Origin of the sequence: Streptomyces niphimycinicus, from assembly GCF_018883605.1 — a bacterium.
Lineage (GTDB): Bacteria > Actinomycetota > Actinomycetes > Streptomycetales > Streptomycetaceae > Streptomyces > Streptomyces niphimycinicus.
On the sequence record NZ_JAHLEM010000236.1, the window covers coordinates 1 to 19,218 of the forward strand.

General features: G+C 72.2%; 17 protein-coding genes. 10 read left to right on the forward strand and 7 right to left on the reverse strand.

Going from position 1 to position 19,218, the window contains the following annotated elements; all coding sequences use genetic code 11:
* The 3 genes from KN815_RS21590 to KN815_RS21600 form a co-directional block, all read right to left on the reverse strand.
* On the reverse strand, positions 1–761 hold a 761-nt coding region (locus KN815_RS21590; RefSeq protein WP_216343589.1), incomplete at its 3' end, for a caspase, EACC1-associated type.
* 2 nt (positions 762–763) lie between these two features.
* Entirely contained in the window at positions 764–1,153 is a 390-nt protein-coding gene (locus KN815_RS21595) for an effector-associated constant component EACC1 (protein WP_216343590.1), read from the reverse strand.
* A gap of 107 nt (positions 1,154–1,260) precedes the next feature.
* Positions 1,261–1,878, reverse strand: a complete 618-nt coding sequence (locus tag KN815_RS21600) for a TetR/AcrR family transcriptional regulator (protein ID WP_216343591.1) — start codon at positions 1,876–1,878, stop codon at positions 1,261–1,263.
* Between the two features lie 82 nt (positions 1,879–1,960).
* Here KN815_RS21600 and KN815_RS21605 point away from each other — a divergent pair, with 82 nt between their 5' ends.
* Together KN815_RS21605 and KN815_RS21610 are read left to right on the forward strand one after the other, a co-directional pair.
* Positions 1,961–2,347: a DUF1330 domain-containing protein gene (locus KN815_RS21605; protein WP_253209150.1), complete on the forward strand. Its 387-nt coding sequence runs from the start codon at positions 1,961–1,963 to the stop codon at positions 2,345–2,347.
* Positions 2,347–3,114, forward strand: coding sequence for an alpha/beta fold hydrolase (locus KN815_RS21610; protein ID WP_216343593.1), 768 nt, complete (start codon positions 2,347–2,349; stop codon positions 3,112–3,114). The genes KN815_RS21605 and KN815_RS21610 overlap by 1 nt, the downstream gene beginning before the upstream one ends.
* Positions 3,115–3,165: 51 nt before the next feature.
* Here KN815_RS21610 and KN815_RS21615 read toward each other — a convergent pair whose 3' ends face one another.
* The 4 genes from KN815_RS21615 to KN815_RS21630 all read right to left on the reverse strand — a co-directional run bounded on the left by KN815_RS21615 (position 3,166) and on the right by KN815_RS21630 (position 8,305).
* Positions 3,166–4,089: an EamA family transporter gene (locus KN815_RS21615; protein ID WP_216343594.1), complete on the reverse strand. Its 924-nt coding sequence runs from the start codon at positions 4,087–4,089 to the stop codon at positions 3,166–3,168.
* Positions 4,086–4,586, reverse strand: coding sequence for a YbaK/EbsC family protein (locus tag KN815_RS21620; RefSeq protein ID WP_216343595.1), 501 nt, complete (start codon positions 4,584–4,586; stop codon positions 4,086–4,088). Before KN815_RS21620 ends, KN815_RS21615 begins: the two co-directional genes overlap by 4 nt.
* Positions 4,587–4,739: 153 nt before the next feature.
* Positions 4,740–6,380, reverse strand: a complete 1,641-nt coding sequence (locus tag KN815_RS21625; RefSeq protein WP_216343596.1) for a penicillin-binding transpeptidase domain-containing protein — start codon at positions 6,378–6,380, stop codon at positions 4,740–4,742.
* 146 nt (positions 6,381–6,526) lie between these two features.
* A complete protein-coding gene (locus KN815_RS21630; protein ID WP_216343597.1) occupies positions 6,527–8,305 on the reverse strand; it encodes a dolichyl-phosphate-mannose--protein mannosyltransferase in 1,779 nt (592 codons plus the stop codon).
* A 138-nt stretch (positions 8,306–8,443) separates the two neighbouring features.
* Here KN815_RS21630 and rsmI point away from each other — a divergent pair, with 138 nt between their 5' ends.
* The 8 genes from rsmI (at position 8,444) to KN815_RS21670 (ending at position 19,115) form a co-directional block, all read left to right on the forward strand.
* Entirely contained in the window at positions 8,444–9,319 is an 876-nt protein-coding gene (gene rsmI / locus KN815_RS21635) for a 16S rRNA (cytidine(1402)-2'-O)-methyltransferase (RefSeq protein WP_216343598.1), read from the forward strand.
* A 186-nt stretch (positions 9,320–9,505) separates the two neighbouring features.
* A complete protein-coding gene (locus KN815_RS21640; protein ID WP_216343599.1) occupies positions 9,506–10,009 on the forward strand; it encodes a hypothetical protein in 504 nt (167 codons plus the stop codon).
* Between the two features lie 147 nt (positions 10,010–10,156).
* Positions 10,157–11,098 carry a TatD family hydrolase gene (locus KN815_RS21645; protein ID WP_216343600.1) on the forward strand — a complete coding sequence of 314 codons (942 nt, stop codon included), beginning with the start codon at positions 10,157–10,159 and terminating at the stop codon, positions 11,096–11,098.
* 130 nt (positions 11,099–11,228) lie between these two features.
* The gene (locus tag KN815_RS21650) at positions 11,229–12,428 is read left to right on the forward strand and encodes a resuscitation-promoting factor (protein ID WP_253209151.1); all 1,200 of its coding nucleotides are present in this window, start codon (positions 11,229–11,231) and stop codon (positions 12,426–12,428) included.
* A 132-nt stretch (positions 12,429–12,560) separates the two neighbouring features.
* Complete coding sequence (gene rsmA / locus KN815_RS21655; protein ID WP_216343601.1) at positions 12,561–13,430, forward strand: 16S rRNA (adenine(1518)-N(6)/adenine(1519)-N(6))-dimethyltransferase RsmA; 870 nt, start codon at positions 12,561–12,563, stop codon at positions 13,428–13,430.
* A gap of 473 nt (positions 13,431–13,903) precedes the next feature.
* Complete coding sequence (locus KN815_RS21660) at positions 13,904–14,830, forward strand: 4-(cytidine 5'-diphospho)-2-C-methyl-D-erythritol kinase (RefSeq protein WP_216343602.1); 927 nt, start codon at positions 13,904–13,906, stop codon at positions 14,828–14,830.
* Between the two features lie 305 nt (positions 14,831–15,135).
* Positions 15,136–16,953 (forward strand): ABC-F family ATP-binding cassette domain-containing protein, encoded by a 1,818-nt coding sequence (locus KN815_RS21665; RefSeq protein WP_216343603.1) that lies wholly within the window; start codon positions 15,136–15,138, stop codon positions 16,951–16,953.
* A gap of 302 nt (positions 16,954–17,255) precedes the next feature.
* Positions 17,256–19,115: a hypothetical protein gene (locus KN815_RS21670; protein WP_216343604.1), complete on the forward strand. Its 1,860-nt coding sequence runs from the start codon at positions 17,256–17,258 to the stop codon at positions 19,113–19,115.
* The last annotated feature ends 103 nt before the right edge of the window (positions 19,116–19,218 follow it).

Below are 19,218 nucleotides of genomic sequence, written 5' to 3' on the forward strand. Positions count from 1 at the left end.
GGCGGCGGGCCGAAGCCGGGCGGTGCCCAGGCGGCGTTGCGGGCCAGGGCGAGCCCGCCCGCCGTATTGCGGTCGCGCTTCTGCGGCAGCGGCCGCCCCTTGGCCCGCAGCGCCGCGTACACCTGCGCGTAGACCGTGTCCAGGTCCAGCAACTCCGGCCCGCCCGGCACCCCTTGCCGCAGCAGCCGCAGCAGCTCCCCGGTGAAGGCCGTATGGTGCTCGCCGGGCGGGGCGAGCGCGAAGCTGGTGTCGGGGACGGAGGCCAGCAGATAGGTGCCCTCGATCTCCACCTGGTCGATCACCGCCTCGGCGCTCGCCGCGCTCATGAAGCCGAGCACGCGTCCGCTGAAGCAGCAGTCGAGCAGCATCACCTGGCGCCCGGCCCGCCCGTCGAGCACGACATCGCGCAGCGTGCCGTACGGCAGTCCGGTGTAGGAGCGGTGCTGTATGGACCCGGTGAGCCCCAGGAACAGCTCGCCGCGGCGCGGTTCCACGAGTCCGTGTCCGGCGAAGTACACCAGCAGGGTGTCCGTGGCCTCCTCGGCCGCGGTCCGGACGGCCTCGAGGACCTCGACCGCGGTGGCGGGGTTCTCGACGACCGTGCAGTGCTCGGGCGCCAGCCCCCAGGAACCCGGTGCGCACAGGGCCGCGGCCAGCGCGCTCAGGTTGTTGGCCACCGCCGGGATCGGCTCCAGGTGGGCGTAGCGGCTGGTGCCGATGAGCACCGCGCGGGTGGCGGCCGGGTCGGGCAGAACGGCCACGGCTACCGCCCTCCTCCGTCGGCCTGACGGTCCGGATCCGGGTCCGGATCGGGGGCGGCCGGGCGCTCCAGCGCGTCGATCAGGCGCCGCAGCTCCTCGCCGTCGCCACCGGCGATGTCGACCGTAAGGTCACCACGGCGCACGGTGATCCGCCGGGCGTGCGGACGCGTCTGCCGCCAGGTGGACAGCGCCAGCGCGAAGGAGGCGGCGCTCCAGGCGTTCTCGGTGACCAGTTGCAGCACATCGGTGAGCGCGCCCATCTGCCCCGGTGACGGCTCGGCCTGGACCAGCTCCACATGGGCGCCGCGGCGCGCGGCCGGATCCCGTCTCAGCCAGTCGAGGAGCGATCGCAGCTCCGCCTCCCCACCGTCCACCGCTACGTCGATCCGCACCAAATCCCCCTTGTGACGACGGTCTCTCCAATTCTGTCCTACCCAGGGGCGTCGGCGCAGGATCAACGAAGAGCAAGGTCAACGGAGTTCGGGTGCGTGCCGCCCGCTCATGGCTGGCGCGCCGGTGGTGTGGCCAGCGCCCGGCGCCACTGGTCGGTGACCGACCGCCGCAGGCGTTCGGTGTCGACGGCGCCCGGGTCGAGAAGTCGTTGCAGCCCGATTCCTCGGAGCTGTCCGACGATCGCCACCGCGACCTCCTCGGGCGCGAGGTCGTGGCGGATGGTGCCTTCGGCGATTCCGGCCGCCACGTCGTCGCGCAGATCGGCCCTGAACGACTGGTCCCGCCCGCGGAAGATCGGTGCCAGTTCGGGCATGGTGGGCGCCTCGGCCCACAGCAGCAGGAACGCGTGATGGGCGGCGCCCACCTGGCCGAGTTCGCCGATGTAGCCGTCGATCAGCCGCAGGAGGCGGTCCAGCCCTGGGGGTAGATCGGCAAGGCCCGGCACGAACCCGGCTTGGGTGCTGCGGGCCAGGAGTTCGAGGAGCGCCTGCTTCGAACCGAAGTGGTGGGTGACGATTCCGCGGCTGTACCCGGCGCGCTCACCCACCCGCGCCAGCGTCAGCGAGCGCACTCCCTGCTCGATGACCAGCTCGGCGGCGGCCGCCAGCAATGCGGCTTCGGCCTGGTCGCGACGCTCCTTCTGGGTGCGGCGGGGGGTGGGCATACGAGACTCCTAACTAACTTGCGTGTCGTCCAACAAGTTTATACGGTGCCACTCATCCTGACTGGAGGTTTCGATGATCGACATGGATGAACGTGCCCTCGATGTCTTCCTGGCCGAAGACCCCGGCGGCCCCGTGGTGATGCTGAACCTGCTGCGGTTCCGCCCGGACGGCGGTCGCGAGAGCTACCAGCGCTACATCGAGGCGCTGGGCGCGGAGATCAACGCGCGGTACGGATTGCGGGTGGAGTACCTCGGGGACGGCGGTCATGCCCTGGTCGCCGAGGAGGGGCAGGCATGGGACACGGTGCTCCTGGTGCGCTACCCCAGCCGCCAGGCGTTCGCCGATATGGTCCGTGACCCCGACTACCGGGCGGTGTCCCATCTCCGCGCCGAGGCGCTGGTGGAATCGGTCCTCCAGCCGACCGTGCCGCTCCAGCCGACCGTGCCGCTCCAGGGGAGCGTGGTCTGATGCCCACTGTCTTCGTGCACGGCAACCCCGAGACGGCGGCCGTCTGGGATCCCCTGCTCGCCGAACTGAAGGCCGCCGGCGCCGCTCCGGCCGACCTCATCTGTCTGTCCCCGCCCGGATTCGGCGCACCGCTGCCGCCCGGGTTCGGGGCGACCGTAGGGGAGTACCGCGACTGGCTGATCGGTGAACTGACACACTTCGCCGAGCCCGTGGACCTGGTGGGCCACGACTGGGGCGGCGGACACGTCCTCAACGCGGTGATGAACCGCCCGGACCTGGTGCGGAGCTGGGCCAGCGACACGATCGCGGCCTTCGAACCCGACTACGTCTGGCATGAGCTCGCCCAGCGATGGCAGACGCCGGGAATCGGAGAGGCCGATGTGGCCGCACGCTTCGGCGCCCCCGTCGAGCAGCGGATCGCCACGCTCATCGAGCGGGGGATGGGCGAGGCGGCGGCCGAGCGCGTCGCCCAGGGGCAGAACGAGGCGATGGGCCGGGCCGTGATCGCCCTCTACACCTCCGCCATGCCACCGGTGATGGCCGAACTCGGCCGGGACCTGGAAAACGCCGCGCGGCGGCCGGGACTCGTGTTCCTCGCCACCGAGGACCACGCGGCCGGAACCACCGAACAGCGCTGCCGCGCCGCCCGCCGCGCCGGTGCCCGGGTGGAGGTCCTCGATGGGCTGGGCCACTGGTGGATGACACACGACCCCGTCCGCGGCGCGCGGGCGCTCACCCGCTTCTGGGCATCGCTGGGCCACGCGTAGCCGCACACGCGCGGATGCCGCCACCAGAGGCGGCCCGAGGCACGAAGCGGATCAACTGGCGTGCAGCATCAGCCCGATGCCCGCCACCATCAGTCCCGCCGCCGCGATTCTCGGTCCGCCGAACCGCTCCTTGAAGAACAGCGTCCCGATCGCCGCGCCCACGATGATCGACGATTCGCGCAGCGCCGCGATCGGGGCGAGTTCGGCCTGGGTCTGGGCCCAGAGGACCAGGCCGTAGGCGGAGACCGACAGCAGTCCGCCGAGCAGGCCGCGTGCGGCGACGGGGCGCAGTTGGCGCAGGAGGGCGCCGCGGCGGACCGCCAGGGCATAGGCGGGGATGGCGAAGCCCTCCAGGATCATCAGCCAGGCGATATAGCCGGGGGCGCTGCCGGAGGCGCGTACGCCCAGGCCGTCCACGACGGTGTACGCGGCGATGGACAGACCGGTGGCGATGGCGGCCGTAAGGGCGAGCCATTGCGGTGCGCCCCCGCCGTTCTGCCCGCCGTCCGGCCCGCTTTCCCCGTGGTCGGTGTGGTGGGAGCCCTTGGCGCCCCCGTGGCGGGAGCCCTTGACGCCCCACAACGCCACGCCCACCAGCCCCGCCGAGGCCAGTGCGATGCCCGCCGCCTGCCAGTGGTCCGGCCGCTCGCCGACGAAGACCGCGGCGGCCACGGTCACCACCAGCGGCGCGGTGCCACGTGCGATGGGATACATCTGGCCGAAGTCGCCCAGGTGGAACGAGCGCATGAGCAGCAGTTGGTAGACCACGTGGATGGCCGCGGAGGCCAGCAGATACGGCCAGGCGTCCGCGGCGGGCAGCGGGGCGAACGGCAGCAGCGCCAGCCCGCATACCGCCCCGCCGCCGCCCACCAGGGTGAAGGCGAGGAGCTGATCGCGGATGCCGTGCGCGATGGCGTTCCACGACGCGTGGGTGACGGCCGCGATGAGCACGGCGGCCGCGACGAGCGGGGTCATGCGGACCGCTCGCGCACATCCACCAGGGTGCCGTCGGCGTGTGCGATCAGGGTCTTGGGGTCGAGCGGGAAGACGGTGTGGGGGGTGCCCGCCGCGGCCCATACGGTCTGGTGCTCCAGCAGTCGGCGGTCGGCGAGGACGCGGGTGCGGGTGCGGTGGCCGAAGGGCGGCACCCCGCCGATGGCGTAGCCGGTGGTCTCCCGTACCAGCGCCGCGTTCGCCCGGCGGACGCTCCCGGCGCCCAACTCATGCCGTACGAGCTCGACGTCGACCCGTGACGCCCCGTCCATCAGCACCACCACCGGCTGCCCGTCCGCCTCGAAGACCAGCGACTTGACGATCTGGCTCAGCTCACAGCCGATGGCCGCGGCGGCCTCGGCGGCGGTGCGGGTGGCGTCGGGGAAGCGGCGCACCTCGACGTCCAGGCCGAGTTCGCGCAGGGCGTCGGCGAAGCGGGGGTGGGCGGCGGTGTCAGGGGTGGGGGTGGGATCGACCATGGAACGACGCTATCGACGCGCCCGCCGCCCACGCCAGGGCATTTCCCCGAGGTCGCACCGGCACCGGTCGGCCGGGCCGAACGCGAAGAAGCCGGGCGGGCGCTCGAAGCGCCCGCCCGGCTCCCGTGCCGTCACGCCGGTGGAACTTCCGGCTCAGCCGCCCGCGCGCAGCAGCGCCGCCACCATCGGGCCCGCCGTGTCGCCGCCGTGGCCGCCCTCGGGCACCACACCGGCGGCCGCGATGTCGTCGCGGTACGCGCTGAACCAGCCGTTGGGCTTCTCCTGGTTGTCCACCTCGGCCGAACCGGTCTTGGCGCCGAAGTCGCCGCTCATCCCGGCCATCGCCTCGGCGGCGGTGCCCGAGGTGGCCGTCAGCCGCATCAGCTTGCGCAACTGGTCATGGGTGCTCGACTTCATCCTCTTGCTCGCCTTGGCCAGCGTCCGGTGGTCCAGCGACGGCGAGACCAGATACGGCTGGCGGAAGGTGCCGGTGGAGGCCGTGGCCGCGACCGACGCCATGTTGAGCGGGTTCATCCGCACCCCGCCCTGGCCGATCAGCGAGGCGGCCTTGGAGGCCGCCGACTGCACCGGCACCGCGCCGTCGAAGGAGGGCACGCCGGTCTGCCAGTTGAGCCCGATGCCGAAGACGTTCCGGGCCTCGTTGGTCAGGTCGTCGTTCTTCAGCTTCCCCGCCTGGCTGATGAAGGCCGTGTTGCAGGAGCGGGCGAAGCTCTGCTCGAAGGTGCCGTTCTTGATCTCGAACTTCTTGTCGTTCTGGAACTTCCAGCCGCCGTAACTGAAGTACTTGGGGCACGGATGGGCCTTGCCGTACGCCGCCAGACCCTTGTCGATCAGCGTCGCCGAGGTGATGATCTTCATCGTCGAGCCGGGTGCGTACGAGCCCTGCATGGCGGTGTTGAAGCCGCTCGCGGGGGAGTTGGCCACCGCCAGGACCTCACCGGTGCTGGGCTTGACCGCCACCACCGACGCCTTGGTGCGCTTGCTCACCTGCTGCTCGGCGGTCCTCTGGAGCGATGCGTCGATCGTCGTGCGGAGCGTGCCCGGGGTGCCCTTGGAGAGCACCTTCAGCGTCTTGTCGGGGGACTTGGAGCCCTTGGCGCGCCGGATCCAGGTCTCCACGCCCGCCTTGCCGCCCGCCTTCTTGCCGTACCGCTCGCGCAGCGCGGCCAGGACGGTCTTGAGGGTCGGGTGCTCGGCGGCGGTCAGCTCCTTGCCGTCGCGGTCCACCGCCTTGATCGGCGGCGCCTCGGACGCGCCGGTCTTCAGGGTGTCGCCCTCGGCGAGGTCGGGCTGCACCACGGAGGGCTTCCAGCCGACGACCGGCTTACCGGTCTTGGTGTCGCGGGTGACGGTCAGCGAGGATTCATACGTCCAGGGGACGCTCTGACCGCCGGAGGAGATCTGGGCGTTGACCGAGAACGGCACCTTCGCACCGCTCGCCGCCCCCGGCTCCAGCGCCACCTTGGCCACATGGGCCTTCCTGCGGTAGTCGCCCAGCGCCGTGGTGGCCGCCCCGGTGTCGTCCGTAAGGGCGGCGGCCTTCGCCGTCTCGCCCGCCGACCAGGCCGCCAGGAACGCGCGGGCGGTGGCCTTGACCTCGGCCGCGCTGGGCGGGCCCGTCTTCACGTTCTTCAGGGACGGCTTGTCGTCACCCGAGCCGGCGCTCGCACCGTCCTTCGCACTGGAATCGTCCTGGCCGCCGCCGCAACCGGCAACACCGACCATGGCGGCGAACACCGCACCGACGATCGCGGCTCTCGCGCCACTCCGCATTACAGAACCCCCACAGTGTTCTCGATTCCCTCCATCAGTCGATGGAGGCCGCGGTGCCCGGCACTCTACCGGCACCAGGAGAAGCCCCCGCGCCCTCACCGTAGGGGGCGCGGGGGCGGGGGCCGGACCGGGACGGCGGGCCGGGATCAGATCCAGGTATCCAGCCACATGCGGGCACGCCAGGAGTCCATCGGCATCGTCTGCCCGGTGTAGAGCGGGAAGAAGTAGATGAAGTTCCAGATGATCAGCAGGACGAGCGCGCCCGAGCCGACCGCGCCGATCACCCGGCGGGTCTCGCTCGCCCCCGGTGGCCCCAGCAGCGCGCCGATCATCATCGCCACCGCCAGACACAGGAAGGGCACGAAGACGACGGCGTAGAAGGAGAAGATCGTCCGGTCCTGGTAGAGGAACCACGGCAGATAGCCCGCCGCGATCCCGCACAGGATCGCGCCCGCCCGCCAGTCGCGCCGCAGCGCCCACCGGAACAGCAGATACAGCAGCGCGAAACAGGCCGCCCACCACAGCAGCGGGGTGCCGAGCGCCAGCACCTCACGGGCGCACTTCTCGGCGGCGTCGGTGGGGCAGCCCTCCTGGCCGGCCCGCGGGGACTCGTAGAAGTACGAGACCGGGCGGGACTGCACCATCCAGCTCCACGGATTGGACTGGTAGATATGCGGCGAGTCCAGGTTGACGTGGAACTGGTAGACCTCGGTCTCGTAGTGCCACAGGCTGCGCAGCGGGTTGAGCAGCCAGTCGAAGGTGCCGCCGGTGCCGTAGCCGCCGCCGTCCGGCTTCCCCGATTCGGCCCAGTGGCGGAAGTAGCCGCTGTGCTGCCAGCCGCGCCTCCGGTCGAAGGTGCCGCTCGCGGTGAACCAGCCCGACCAGGAGGCGATGTACGTGACGATCGCCACAGGCACCAGCGAGAGGAACGCCCAGCCCAGATCGCGCCGCAGCACCGCCAGGTAGGGGCGCGGGGCGCCCGCCGTACGGCGGGCGCCCACGTCCCACAGGACGGCCATCAGGCCGAAGGCCGCCAGCACATACAGCCCGTTCCACTTGGTGCCGATGGCCAGGCCCAGCAGCACCCCGGCCGCGATCCGCCACGGCCGCGCGCCCAGCTTCAGGCCCCGGGCGACCGCCGGATCCGGCCGCGGTGTGCCGTCCTCACCGGCCGGCAGCGCCGCCGCCAGCCTGGCGCGGGTCTGGTCCCGGTCGACGAGCAGACAGCCGAAGGCGGCCAGCACGAAGAACATCAGGACCAGGTCGAGCAGCGCCGTGCGGCTCATCACATAGTGCAGCCCGTCCACGGCCATCAGCGCGCCCGCCAGACAGCCGAGGAACGTCGACCGGAACAGCCGCCGCCCGATCCGGCACAGCATCAGCACCGAGACCGTGCCGAGCAGCGCGACCATGAAGCGCCAGCCGAACGGGTGCAGCCCGAAGAGCTGCTCGCCGAGCCCGATCACCCACTTGCCCACCGGCGGGTGCACCACATACGAGGCCGCGTCGCTGAGCGGGATGTGCTGCGGGGTCTCCAGGATCCGGTCGTTGGCGGCTTTCGGCCAGGTGCCCTCGTAGCCGTACTCCCAGATCGACCAGGCGTCCTTGGCGTAATACGTCTCGTCGAATATGACGTTGTCCGGGCTGCCCAGATGCCAGAAACGGGTCAGCCCGGCGCACAGCGCGACCAGCAGCGGCCCGCCCCAGCCGCTCCAGCGGGCGATTCTGGCCGCCGCCGAGGGGGTCGCGCCGAAGACCTCCCAGAGCCGGGTGCCCGGCTCCGCGTACGGCGGGACCAGCCGCTCCCGTACGCCGGGCCTGGCCTGGCCCGCGTATCCGAAGCGGCGCAGCCGGCGCTGCCAGGCCGGCTGCTGCTGGCCGGTGGCTTTGCCCGGCTGGGCGTGGGTCGCGGTGTCACTGGTCACCGGGCCATCGTAGGGAAGGGGTCTGTGAGTGTGGTGGGCAAAGGCGCCGAACCGGGGATTCGCGCGGCGAACCGGGGATCGCTGCCCGGGGCGGCGGGCGCGCGGGGCCCGCCGCGGGCGGCTGCGAGGATGGTGGGCGTGACTGGAACGCTCGTACTGGCAGGGACCCCCATCGGCGACACGGCGGACGCGCCCCCGAGGCTGGCCGCCGAACTCATGGCCGCCGACGTGATCGCCGCCGAGGACACCCGGCGGCTGCGCCGCCTCACCCAGGCCCTGGATGTGCGCCCGGCCGCCCGGGTGGTGTCCTATTTCGAGGGCAACGAGTCGGCCCGCACGCCCGAGCTGGTCGAGTCGCTGGCCGAGGGCGCCCGGGTGCTGCTGGTCACCGACGCGGGCATGCCGTCGGTCTCCGACCCCGGCTACCGCCTGGTCGCCGCCGCCGTGGAGCGCGGAATCACCGTCACCGCCGTGCCCGGCCCGTCCGCGGTGCTCACCGCCCTGGCCGTGTCCGGGCTGCCGGTGGACCGCTTCTGCTTCGAGGGGTTCCCGCCGCGCAAGGCGGGGGAGCGGCTGAGCCGGCTGCGCGAGGTCGCCGACGAGCGCCGCACCCTGGTCTGGTTCGAGGCCCCGCACCGGCTGGACGACACCCTGGCGGCCATGGCCGAGGTGTTCGGCCCGGACCGCCGCGCCGCGGTGTGCCGCGAGCTGACCAAGACGTACGAGGAGGTGCGGCGCGGCCCGCTGGCGGAGCTGGCCGCCTGGGCGGCGGAGGGCGTACGCGGCGAGATCACCATCGTCGTCGAGGGCGCCCCCGCGCCCGGCCCCGAGGAGGCGGGCCCCGCCGAGCTGGCCCGCCGGGTCGCGGTGCGCGAGGAGGCCGGTGAGCGCCGTAAGGAGGCCATCGCGGCGGTGGCGCAGGAGGCCGGGCTGCCCAAACGGCAGGTGTTCGATGCCGTGGTGGCGGCGAAGAACGCGCCGGGAAGCGCGCCACGAGAAGGTAAAGCACCGTAGCGAAAAGCAAAGCTCAGGTTAGTAGCCGGGAAGCTGCGTGCCGGTTTTGGGAAGGCCGGTGCCAAATCTCGCTCAAAGAGCGGGAAGAGCCGATGCGGCAGCGCCGGGAAAGGCGTCCACTGGGTGTGGAAGACCTGGGGCGATCCCATCCCGGAAGACTTGTCCTGTGTGACAAGAGGAGCTGCCATGAGCGATATAGCGGGAACCTCGAGCGGTGCTCATCCGATTGCCGCCCACACCCCCTCCGCCGGGCCCGGCGAGGTGGCCCACGAGGCGTACGCCTTCGCCTGCATGAAGTGCGGGCACGGCTGGGAGCGGTCGTACGACATCGAACACCACGTGGACGGCGAGGGCCGGGCCTTCGTCGTCTACTTCACCGACGGCCTGCGCGTCCCGTCCCCGCTGACGAGCCCCGACTGCGTCAACTGTGGTGCGCATCTGGTACGGATCATGCGCTCGGGGCAGGTCTCCTCGGTCCTGGAGAGTGCGCGGCGCGGGAGGCCGCACACCGCCCGGGGCCCCGAGGCGGGCACTGGCGCGACGGAGGGGACGGACGGGGCGGACGGGGCGGCCGCCGGGACGGGCACCGGGGCGGATGGCGCACCGGAAAATGAGGGCCCCGCGCGACGCCGTGCGCACCATTGGCATCTGGCGAATCTGCTGCACCCCTTTCAGCACCACCGCGACTGAGTAGGTTCCGGTTCATATGAGCTGTTTCACATGAGCGGGTTCACATCAGCGCGTTCACATGAGCGGTTCACATGAGCCGGGCGCGGGTCAACTGAGCGGCCGGACGCGATTCACCGTACATTCACCGGGATTCATAGAATCGCGACCATGGTGAAAACAGCATCGACCCCCGGCGGCAGTGGCAAGGCGAGTGGCGCGCAAAAGGAAAAGGACGCGCCCCCGCCGCCGCCGGAGCCCCTGCGGGTCCCGGTCGCCGATTCCCACACCCACCTGGACATGCAGTCGGGCACCGTCGAGGAGGCGCTGGCCAAGGCCGCCTCGGTCGGCGTGACGACCGTCGTCCAGGTGGGATGTGATCTGGCCGGGTCCCGGTGGGCGGCCGAGACCGCGGCGGCCCACGAGAGCGTCTGGGCCACCGTGGCCCTGCACCCCAATGAGGCGCCCCGCATCGTCCTCGGCACACCCCCTTCTGGGGGGCAAGCCCCCCAGACCGCCCGCGACGGCTGGGCGCGGCAGCCCGGCGGCGACGCCGCCCTGGACGTGGCCCTCGACCAGATAGCGACCCTCGCCGCCCTGCCCCAGGTGCGGGGCGTGGGCGAGACCGGCCTCGACTACTTCCGCACCGGCCCCGAGGGCATGGCCGCCCAGGAGCGCTCGTTCCGCCGCCACATCGCCATCGCCAAGGAACACGGCAAGGCGCTGGTCATCCACGACCGCGAGGCCCACGACGATGTGCTGCGGGTGCTCGCCGAGGAGGGCGCGCCCGACACCGTCGTCTTCCACTGCTACTCCGGCGACGCGGCCATGGCGAAGATCTGCGCCGAGCGCGGCTACTACATGTCGTTCGCGGGCAACGTCACCTTCAAGAACGCCCAGCCGCTGCGCGACGCCCTCGCCGTCGCCCCGCTCGACCTCGTCCTCGTCGAGACCGACGCGCCGTTCCTGACCCCCGTCCCCTACCGCGGACGGCCTAACGCTCCGTATCTGATTCCGCTCACCCTGCGGGCCATGGCCGAGGTCAAGGGCGTCCCCGAGGACACTCTGGCGACCGCCGTGGCGGCCAATACGGCGCGCGTCTTCGGCTATTGAGGGCGCGGCGGTGCCCAGTGAGAGGCGGTGGCGATCCGGCGCAACTGATCACACTGCGTGATGAATTCGCTTTGGAGAGTCACCCCCACTCCGCTACAGTCCCGGACTCAACGCCCTGACCAGTGGACTTGTGGAGTGTTACGGGAGTGTTCTTGTGAGCCGTAGGGGCAGCCACCGCGTCTCGGGCGGCCGAGCCGCCGCCCGCCGAGCCGCCCGCCGCGGCACCACCGGCCGGACCGACCCGATGCGCCGGCTGCTGCCACAGGCGATGGTGGTCGCCGCGCTGGCGGGCGGCACCTCCGCCTTCGTCGCCCAGGACAAGGCCGTACGGCTCAGCGTGGACGGCGACGCGCGCACCCTGCACACCTACGCCGACGACGTGGGCGAGCTGCTGGCGGACCAGGACGTCCGCGTCGGCGAGCACGACATCGTCGCCCCCGCGCCCGGGGAGCGGCTCGCCAACGGCGACGAGATCGCCGTCCGCTACGGCCGACCGGTCACCCTCACCCTCGACGGGGAGCGCCGCCGGGTGTGGACCACCGCCCACACGGTTGACGGCGCACTGCGCCAACTGGGCGTACGTGCCGAGGGCGCGTACCTCTCCGCCTCCCGCTCCGCCGCCATCACCAGCCGCGGCCTGCTGCTGCACGTGCGCACCGAGCGCACCGTCACCTTCCTCGCCGACGGACGCGAACACACCATCCGTACGAACGCGGCCACCGTCGGCGAGGCCCTCGCCGCCACCGGGCTCACCCTGCGCGGCCAGGACACCACCTCCGTCCCCCAGGACAGCTTCCCGCGCGACGGCCAGATGGTGACGGTGATGCGGATCACCGGCGGCAAGGAGGTCCGCGACGAGCCGGTGCCCTTCACCACCGTCCGCCGCGCCGACCCCACCCTCCCCAAGGGCACCGAACTCGTGGAACGGCCCGGCGAACCGGGCACGCTGCGCACCAGCTACCGGGTGCGCAGCGTCAACGGCGTACGGCAGCGGCCCCGGAAGATCCGCAGCGAGATCGTCAAGCCGCCGGTGGCCCGGATCGTGCGGGTCGGCACCATGACCGTGCCCGCCCGGGTCGGCGGCCCGGCGGACGGGCTCAACTGGCGGGCGATGGCGCGCTGCGAATCGGGCGGCCGGGCGGACGCGGTCGACGGCTCCGGCCGCTACGGCGGCCTCTACCAGCTCGACCAGGGCACCTGGCACGACCTCGGCGGCCACGGCCGCCCCCAGGACGCGCCCGCGGCCGAACAGACGTACCGCGCCAAGAAGCTCTACCAGCAGCGCGGTACCGGGCCGTGGCCGACGTGCGGGCGCAAGCTCCACCACTAGGGCGGGGGCTCGCCCCGGCCCAGGGTCCTTCTGACGGTGGGAGGTGCCCCGGCCGATGACGGGCACCCAAGCCCGGGGACGCCCTGTCCGTCCGTGAACCGGGGCCCTGAAGAGCGGCCGTAAACTTCCCGGGTGAGCTCCACCGATCCCGATGTCCTGCTCGGCCCCGCCGACATCCGCTCCCTCGCGGCGCGGCTCGGCGTACGCCCGACCAAGCAGCGCGGCCAGAACTTCGTCATCGACGCCAATACGGTCCGCCGGATCGTCCGGACCGCCGGGGTGCGCCCCGAGGACGTGGTCGTCGAGGTCGGCCCCGGGCTCGGCTCGCTGACCCTCGCGCTGCTGGAGGCCGCCGACCGGGTCACCGCCGTGGAGATCGACGACGTTCTCGCCGCCGCCCTTCCCGCGACCGTCGAGGCCCGGCTGCCGCACCGCGCCGACCACTTCGCGCTGGTGCACCGCGACGCCCTGCGGGTGACCGAACTGCCGGGCCCCGCCCCGACCACCCTGGTCGCCAACCTGCCCTACAACGTCGCCGTGCCCGTGCTGCTCCATATGCTCGGGCGCTTCCCGACCATCGAGCGGACCCTGGTCATGGTCCAGGCCGAGGTCGCCGACCGGCTCGCCGCCCCACCCGGCTCCAAGGTCTACGGCGTCCCCTCCGTGAAGGCCGCCTGGTACGCCCACGTCAAGCGCGCGGGTGCGATCGGCCGCAACGTCTTCTGGCCCGCGCCGAATGTCGACTCCGGCCTGGTCTCGCTGATACGCCGGGACGAGCCCCTGCGCACCACTGCCACCCGGGACCAGGTCTTCGCGGTCGTCGACGCGGCGTTCGCCCAGCGCCGTAAGACCCTTCGGGCGGCGCTCGCGGGGTGGGCCGGGTCGGCGGGGGCGGCGGAGGAGGCACTGAAGGCCGCCGGGGTCTCGCCGCAGGCGCGCGGCGAATCGCTGACGGTGGAGGACTTCGCGGCGATCGCCGAACACGGGCCTGCGGCGGCCTGACTCCACCCGACGCGCCTGCGGCGGGCCCCTTCCCCACCCCGCCCCTACCCGAGCGGGGGCTGCGCCCCCACACCCCGCCGGGGCTCCGCCCCGGACCCCGCTCCTCAATCGCCGGAGGGGCTGGATAGCGGGGCATCTTCGCCCCGGACTCCGTTCCTCAATCGCCGGGGCGGTTGGGTAGTGGGGCGCCTTCGCCCCGGACTCCGTTTCGCCGGGGCGCTGCTCCCGTACCTCCGCGCCCTCGCCGGGCTCCGCCCTGGACCCCGTTTCGGGGGCAAAGCCCCCTGAGCGGGGCCACCCAGCCCCTCCGGCGATTGAGGAGCGGGGTCCGGGGCGGAGCCCCGGTTACGGGAAGGGGCGGGGTGGGGAACGAGCCCGCCGCAGGCCCACCCGCCCCGGCCCACCCCCGCAGACCCACCCCCTAGGCGGGACAATGGCCGCACCCGAAACACCGACCCGCCCCAAGGAGCCCCGTGACCCGCCCCGTGACCGCCCGTGTGCCCGCCAAGGTCAACGTCCAGCTCGCGGTCGGCGGGCTGCGCCCCGACGGGTTTCACGACCTGGCCAACGTCTTCCTCGCCGTCGGGCTCCACGACGAGGTCACCGCCACCCCCGCCGATACCCTCCGCATCACCGTCGAGGGCGCGGACGCCGACCAGGTGCCGCTGGATCACACCAACCTGGCCGCCCGTGCCGCCGCCGCCCTCGCCGAACGGCATGGCATCGAGCCCGGTGTCCACCTCCACATCGCCAAGGACATCCCCGTCGCGGGCGGCATGGCGGGCGGCAGTGCCGATGCCGCCGGGGCGCTGCTGGCGTGCGACGCGCTGTGGGACACCAAGGCGAGCCGCGACGAACTCCTCCAGATCTGCGCCGACTTGGGCAGCGACATCCCCTTCAGCCTCGTCGGCGGCGCCGCCCTCGGCCGGGGCCGGGGCGAGCTGCTGACCCCGCTGGAGACCGGCGGCACCTTCCACTGGGTGTTCGCGGTGGCCGACGGCGGGCTGTCCACCCCCGCCGTCTACCGCGAATGCGACCGGCTGCGCGAGGCGTCCGGCGGGGGCGCGGGCGCCGCCGACGTCCCGGACCCCGAGCCCTCCCAGGCGCTGCTGGACGCACTGCGCTCCGGCGACGCCACCGCGCTGGCCGCCGCCGTCTCCAATGATCTACAGCCCGCCGCGCTCTCGCTGCGCCCCGCGCTCGCCGCCACCCTGCGCGCCGGTGCGGACGCGGGCGCGCTGGCCTCTCTCGTCTCCGGCTCCGGCCCGACCTGCGCCTTCCTGGCCAAGGACCCCGAGGCCGCGCAGGCGGTGGCGGCCGCGCTGGCCGCTTCGGGCACCTGCCGCACGGTCCGGATCACCTCTGGCCCGGTCCCGGGAGCACGGCTCGTGGACGCCTGAGCGGGACGCCCCGCACCCCGGCCCGGCCCCCGGCGCACGGCTCGTGGACGCCTGAGCGAGGCGCCCCGGCCACCTGCCGCACGCCCGGATCACCTCCGGTTCGGCGTCTCCGGTCCGGTACCTCCGGTCCGGCGTCTCCGGCCCGGCGCCTCCGGTCCGGCGTCTCCGGTCCGGCGTCTCCGGTCCGGCGCCTCCAGCCCGGCACCTCCTCCGCTCCCCGGAGGGCACAGCTCGTGGACGCCTGAGCGAGGCGCCCCGCACGGCGACTACCCTGGGGAGCCGATCGATCCGCGTAATGGAGTGTGATGGCGACCAACCTGGTCAACGTTGAATCCGTCGGCAAGGTGTACGGCACCCGTGCGCTGCTGGACGGCGTCTCCCTAGGGGTGAACGAGGGCGACCGCATCGGCGTCGTCGGCCGCAACGGCGACGGCAAGACCACGCTCATCCGGATCCTCGCCAAGCTGGAGCCCGCCGACGACGGCCGCGTCACCCATGCCGGGGATCTGCGGCTCGGCGTGCTCACCCAGCACGACTCCCTCGACCCCGAGGCCACCATCCGCCATGAGGTGATCGGCGATCTCGCCGACCACGAGTGGGCGGGCAACGCCAAGATCCGGGATGTGCTCACCGGGCTGTTCGGCGGGCTCGACCTGCCCGGCTTCCCGCAGGGGCTCGACACCGTCATCGGTCCGCTCTCCGGCGGTGAGCGCCGCCGTATCGCGCTGGCCCAACTGCTGATCGCCGAGCAGGATCTGATCGTCCTCGACGAGCCCACCAACCACCTCGACGTCGAGGGCATCTCCTGGCTGGCCGGGCATCTGCGCGCCCGCCGCTCGGCCCTGGTGGTGGTCACCCACGACCGCTGGTTCCTCGACCAGGTCTGCACCCGGATGTGGGACGTCCAGCGCGGCGCCGTCCATGAGTACGAGGGCGGCTACAGCGACTATGTCTTCGCCCGCGCCGAGCGCGAGCGCATCGCCGCCGGCGAGGAGGCCAAGCGGCAGAACCTGATGCGCAAGGAGCTGGCCTGGCTGCGCCGCGGCGCCCCCGCCCGCACCAGCAAGCCCCGCTTCCGTATCGAGGCCGCCAACGCGCTGATCGCCGATGTTCCGGCGCCGCGCGACAGCGCCGAGTTGATGCGGTTCGCGAACTCCCGGCTCGGCAAGACCGTCTTCGACCTGGAGGACGTGACCGTCACCGCCGGGCCCAAGGTGCTGCTCAAGCATCTGACCTGGCAGCTCGGGCCCGGTGACCGGATCGGCCTGGTGGGGGTGAACGGCGCGGGCAAGACCTCGCTGCTGCGCGCCCTGTCCGAGGCCGCCCGCAGCGAGGGCGAACAGCAGCCCGCCGCGGGCCGGGTCACGGTCGGCAAGACCGTAAGGCTCGCGTATCTGTCCCAGGAGGTCGCCGAACTCGACCGGAACCTGCGGGTCCTGGAGGCCGTGGAGCAGGTGCGGCAGCGCGTCGACCTCGGCAAGGGCCGGGAGATGACCGCATCCCAGCTATGCGAGAAGTTCGGTTTCACCAAGGAGAAGCAGTGGACCCCGGTCGGCGATCTCTCCGGCGGTGAGCGGCGCCGGCTCCAGATCCTGCGGCTGCTGATGGACGAGCCCAATGTGCTCTTCCTGGACGAGCCCACCAACGACCTGGACATCGAGACCCTGACCCAGCTCGAGGACGTGCTCGACAGTTGGCCCGGTTCGCTCGTGGTCATCAGCCACGACCGCTACTTCATCGAGCGCACCACCGACCGGGTGCTCGCGCTGCTGGGCGACGCCGCCCTGCGGATGCTGCCGCGCGGCGTGGACGAGTACCTGGAGCGGCGGCAGCGCGCCCTGGCGGAGGCCGCCCCGGCCGCCGCGCCCGCCAAGCAGAAGGCCGACGAACAGGTCGCCCGGCAGCGGTCGGCGGCCGAGCAGCGCGCCGCGAAGAAGGAACTCCAGAAGATCGAGCGGCGGCTGGACCGGATCAGCGAGCAGGAGTCCGATCTGCATACGCGGATCGCCGAGCACGCCACGGACTTCGCCAAGGTCGCCGAGCTGGACACCCGACTGCGCGAGCTGACGGGGGAGCGGGAGGACCTGGAGACCCGGTGGCTGGAGCTGGCCGACGACGCCTGAGCGGTGGAGGAGCAAGGGGCGGGCCGCCTTCGATGTGAGTGGCCTGAAAGCATCGTGTGAAGAGGTCGTGCGCCCCTGGCGTGCGCCCTGGCAACGGTCGCGTCACAGGCCGGTCTCAGGTGGTCGATGACCTGGAAACTGGTCCCTATTGCGCCCCTTACGGGTGATACAAAGAACTCCCGCCTGCCTTCCGCTCAATGGCGGGGTTCCACGTCCGATTCGCTCCTTCCCGGAGGGCTTTGACCACCGGGATCGCGGGGGAGGCCGGTCGGTCGGTGGGTCCCGCACCTGAAGGATTTCGCATGTCACAGCCGCCTCCGCCGCCCAACCAGCCGCCGCAGGGCGGCTTCGGGGCACCGCAGGATCCGGGTTACGGCTATCCGCAGCAGCCGCCCACGCCGCCTCCGGGCCAGCAGGGTTACGGCTATCCGCAGGCACCCGGTCAGCCACCGCAGACCCCGCCTCCGCCTCCGGCGGCACCGCCCGCCCCGCCGCAGACGCCCCCGCCGGGCGCCGGCGGCTACGGCTACCCGGAGCAGCCGGTATCCGGCCAGCAGCCTTACGGTCAGCCGCAGTACGGTCAGCCGCAGTACGGTCAGCCGCAGTACGGGCAGCAGCAGTACGGCCAGCAGCCCTACGGTCAGTCGCAGTTCGGCCAGCAGCCTTACGGCCAGCAGTACGGCCAGCCGCCGCAGGCCCAGTTCCCCGGCGGCCCCGGTCCGGGCGCCCCCGGCGGCTCCGGCCGGTCCAAGCAGCGTATGGCGATCATCGTCAGCGCCGTGGTCGCGGTCGCCCTGATCATCGGCGGCGGCATCTGGTTCGCCACCAAGGACGACGGCGGCGGCAGCGAGGCCAAGGGCAAGGACAAGCAGTCCACCCAGGGCTCTTCAAGCGGTTCCACGGGCGGCGAGGACAAGCCCGCCAAGACCGTAGACGCCAAACTGCTCAACAAGGTTCCGATGCCCCAGGTTTCCGACCAGGTCACCGTCGAGGGCATGTGGGTCACCGACGACACCTTCGTGAAGGCCGGCGTGTACAAGATCGTCGGCTATCCGCTGAGCGGCGGCACCGCGAAGTGGACGATCCCGCTGGACGGCGCGGTCTGCTGGTCCTCGGACCACCTCACCAAGGACGGCCTGACCACGGTCCTCTACCAGGAGGCCAAGCCGTCGGCCAAGGACAAGTACCCCGGCTGCTCCGAGATCGGGCTGCTGGACCTCAAGAACGGCAAGATGCTCTGGCACCGGAACGCCAAGGAGGGTGACGAGAAGGTCCGCTTCGACGAGGTCACCATCGGCGGCGGCACCGTGGCCGCGGGCGGCACCAGCGGCGGCGCCGCCTGGTCCACCTCGGGCCAGGCGCTGTGGAAGCCGAAGTCCGGCGAGCAGTGCTCGGACGACGGCTACGCGGGCGGCGAGGACAAGCTGGTCGCGGTGCGCCGCTGCGGCGACTACGACAACCCGCAGATCCAGGTCCAGACGCTGAACCCGAAGACGGGCGCGGTGAAGTCGGCCTACAAGGTCTCGCAGGGCATCGACTACGTCCATGTCGCCTCCACCGACCCGCTGGTGATCGGCCTCGACGCCGGTGACTCCACCGGCTCGGCGGTCTCGGACTTCCTGTCCATCGACGACAGCGCCAAGACCGGCAAGGTGCTCGGCAAGATCGGCACCGAGAACGGCAAGTACGACGCCAAGTGCGACTCGACCAACGTCGAGGGCTGCCGCAAGATCGCCGTCTCCAAGTCGGCCAACACCCTCTTCCTCGGCTCCGAGGACCGCACCGACTCCACCGCCGCGACGGCCAACGAGGTCGTGGCGTTCAGCCTGGCCAACGGCAAGCCGATCGGGAAGACGGACGGGGTCAAGGGCGCGGCCCTCACCCCGCTCGGGCTCGACGAGGACGGCTCCGTCCTCGTCTATCAGGAGAGCACCTGGGAGGCCGGTGGCGCGGTCTGGAAGATCGACCCCAAGTCGTACGCCAAGACCAAGCTGCTCCAGAACTCCGTCGCCTCCCATGAGGTGGAGTCGAAGTTCAGCCCCAGCTACTCGGAGATCATCTACTCCGGGAAGCACCTGTTCATGAGCGACGTCTACGCCACCAAGCCCTCGGGCACCTATGACAAGGACGACCCGCTGGCGATCATCTTCGGCGCGAGCTGACCCCTTCGGCGTTCGCCCGGCCCACCGCGGCCCCGCCCGTACCCACCGTACGGGCGGGGCCGCCGCCTTTCGCCCCGGCGGAGCGCCGGGGCACGCGCCCGCG

Bases quoted from the DNA above. Each gene is read 5' to 3' on its own strand.
- KN815_RS21600 (WP_216343591.1), bottom strand. From the start codon at position 1,878: ATGCCCACCCCCCGCCGCACCCAGAAGGAGCGTCGCGACCAGGCCGAA.
- KN815_RS21605 (WP_253209150.1), top strand. From the start codon at position 1,961: ATGGATGAACGTGCCCTCGATGTCTTCCTGGCCGAAGACCCCGGCGGC.
- KN815_RS21610 (WP_216343593.1), top strand. From the start codon at position 2,347: ATGCCCACTGTCTTCGTGCACGGCAACCCCGAGACGGCGGCCGTCTGG.
- KN815_RS21615 (WP_216343594.1), bottom strand. From the start codon at position 4,089: ATGACCCCGCTCGTCGCGGCCGCCGTGCTCATCGCGGCCGTCACCCAC.
- KN815_RS21620 (WP_216343595.1), bottom strand. From the start codon at position 4,586: ATGGTCGATCCCACCCCCACCCCTGACACCGCCGCCCACCCCCGCTTC.
- KN815_RS21625 (WP_216343596.1), bottom strand. From the start codon at position 6,380: ATGCGGAGTGGCGCGAGAGCCGCGATCGTCGGTGCGGTGTTCGCCGCC.
- KN815_RS21640 (WP_216343599.1), top strand. From the start codon at position 9,506: ATGAGCGATATAGCGGGAACCTCGAGCGGTGCTCATCCGATTGCCGCC.
- KN815_RS21645 (WP_216343600.1), top strand. From the start codon at position 10,157: ATGGTGAAAACAGCATCGACCCCCGGCGGCAGTGGCAAGGCGAGTGGC.
- KN815_RS21665 (WP_216343603.1), top strand. From the start codon at position 15,136: ATGGCGACCAACCTGGTCAACGTTGAATCCGTCGGCAAGGTGTACGGC.
- KN815_RS21670 (WP_216343604.1), top strand. From the start codon at position 17,256: ATGTCACAGCCGCCTCCGCCGCCCAACCAGCCGCCGCAGGGCGGCTTC.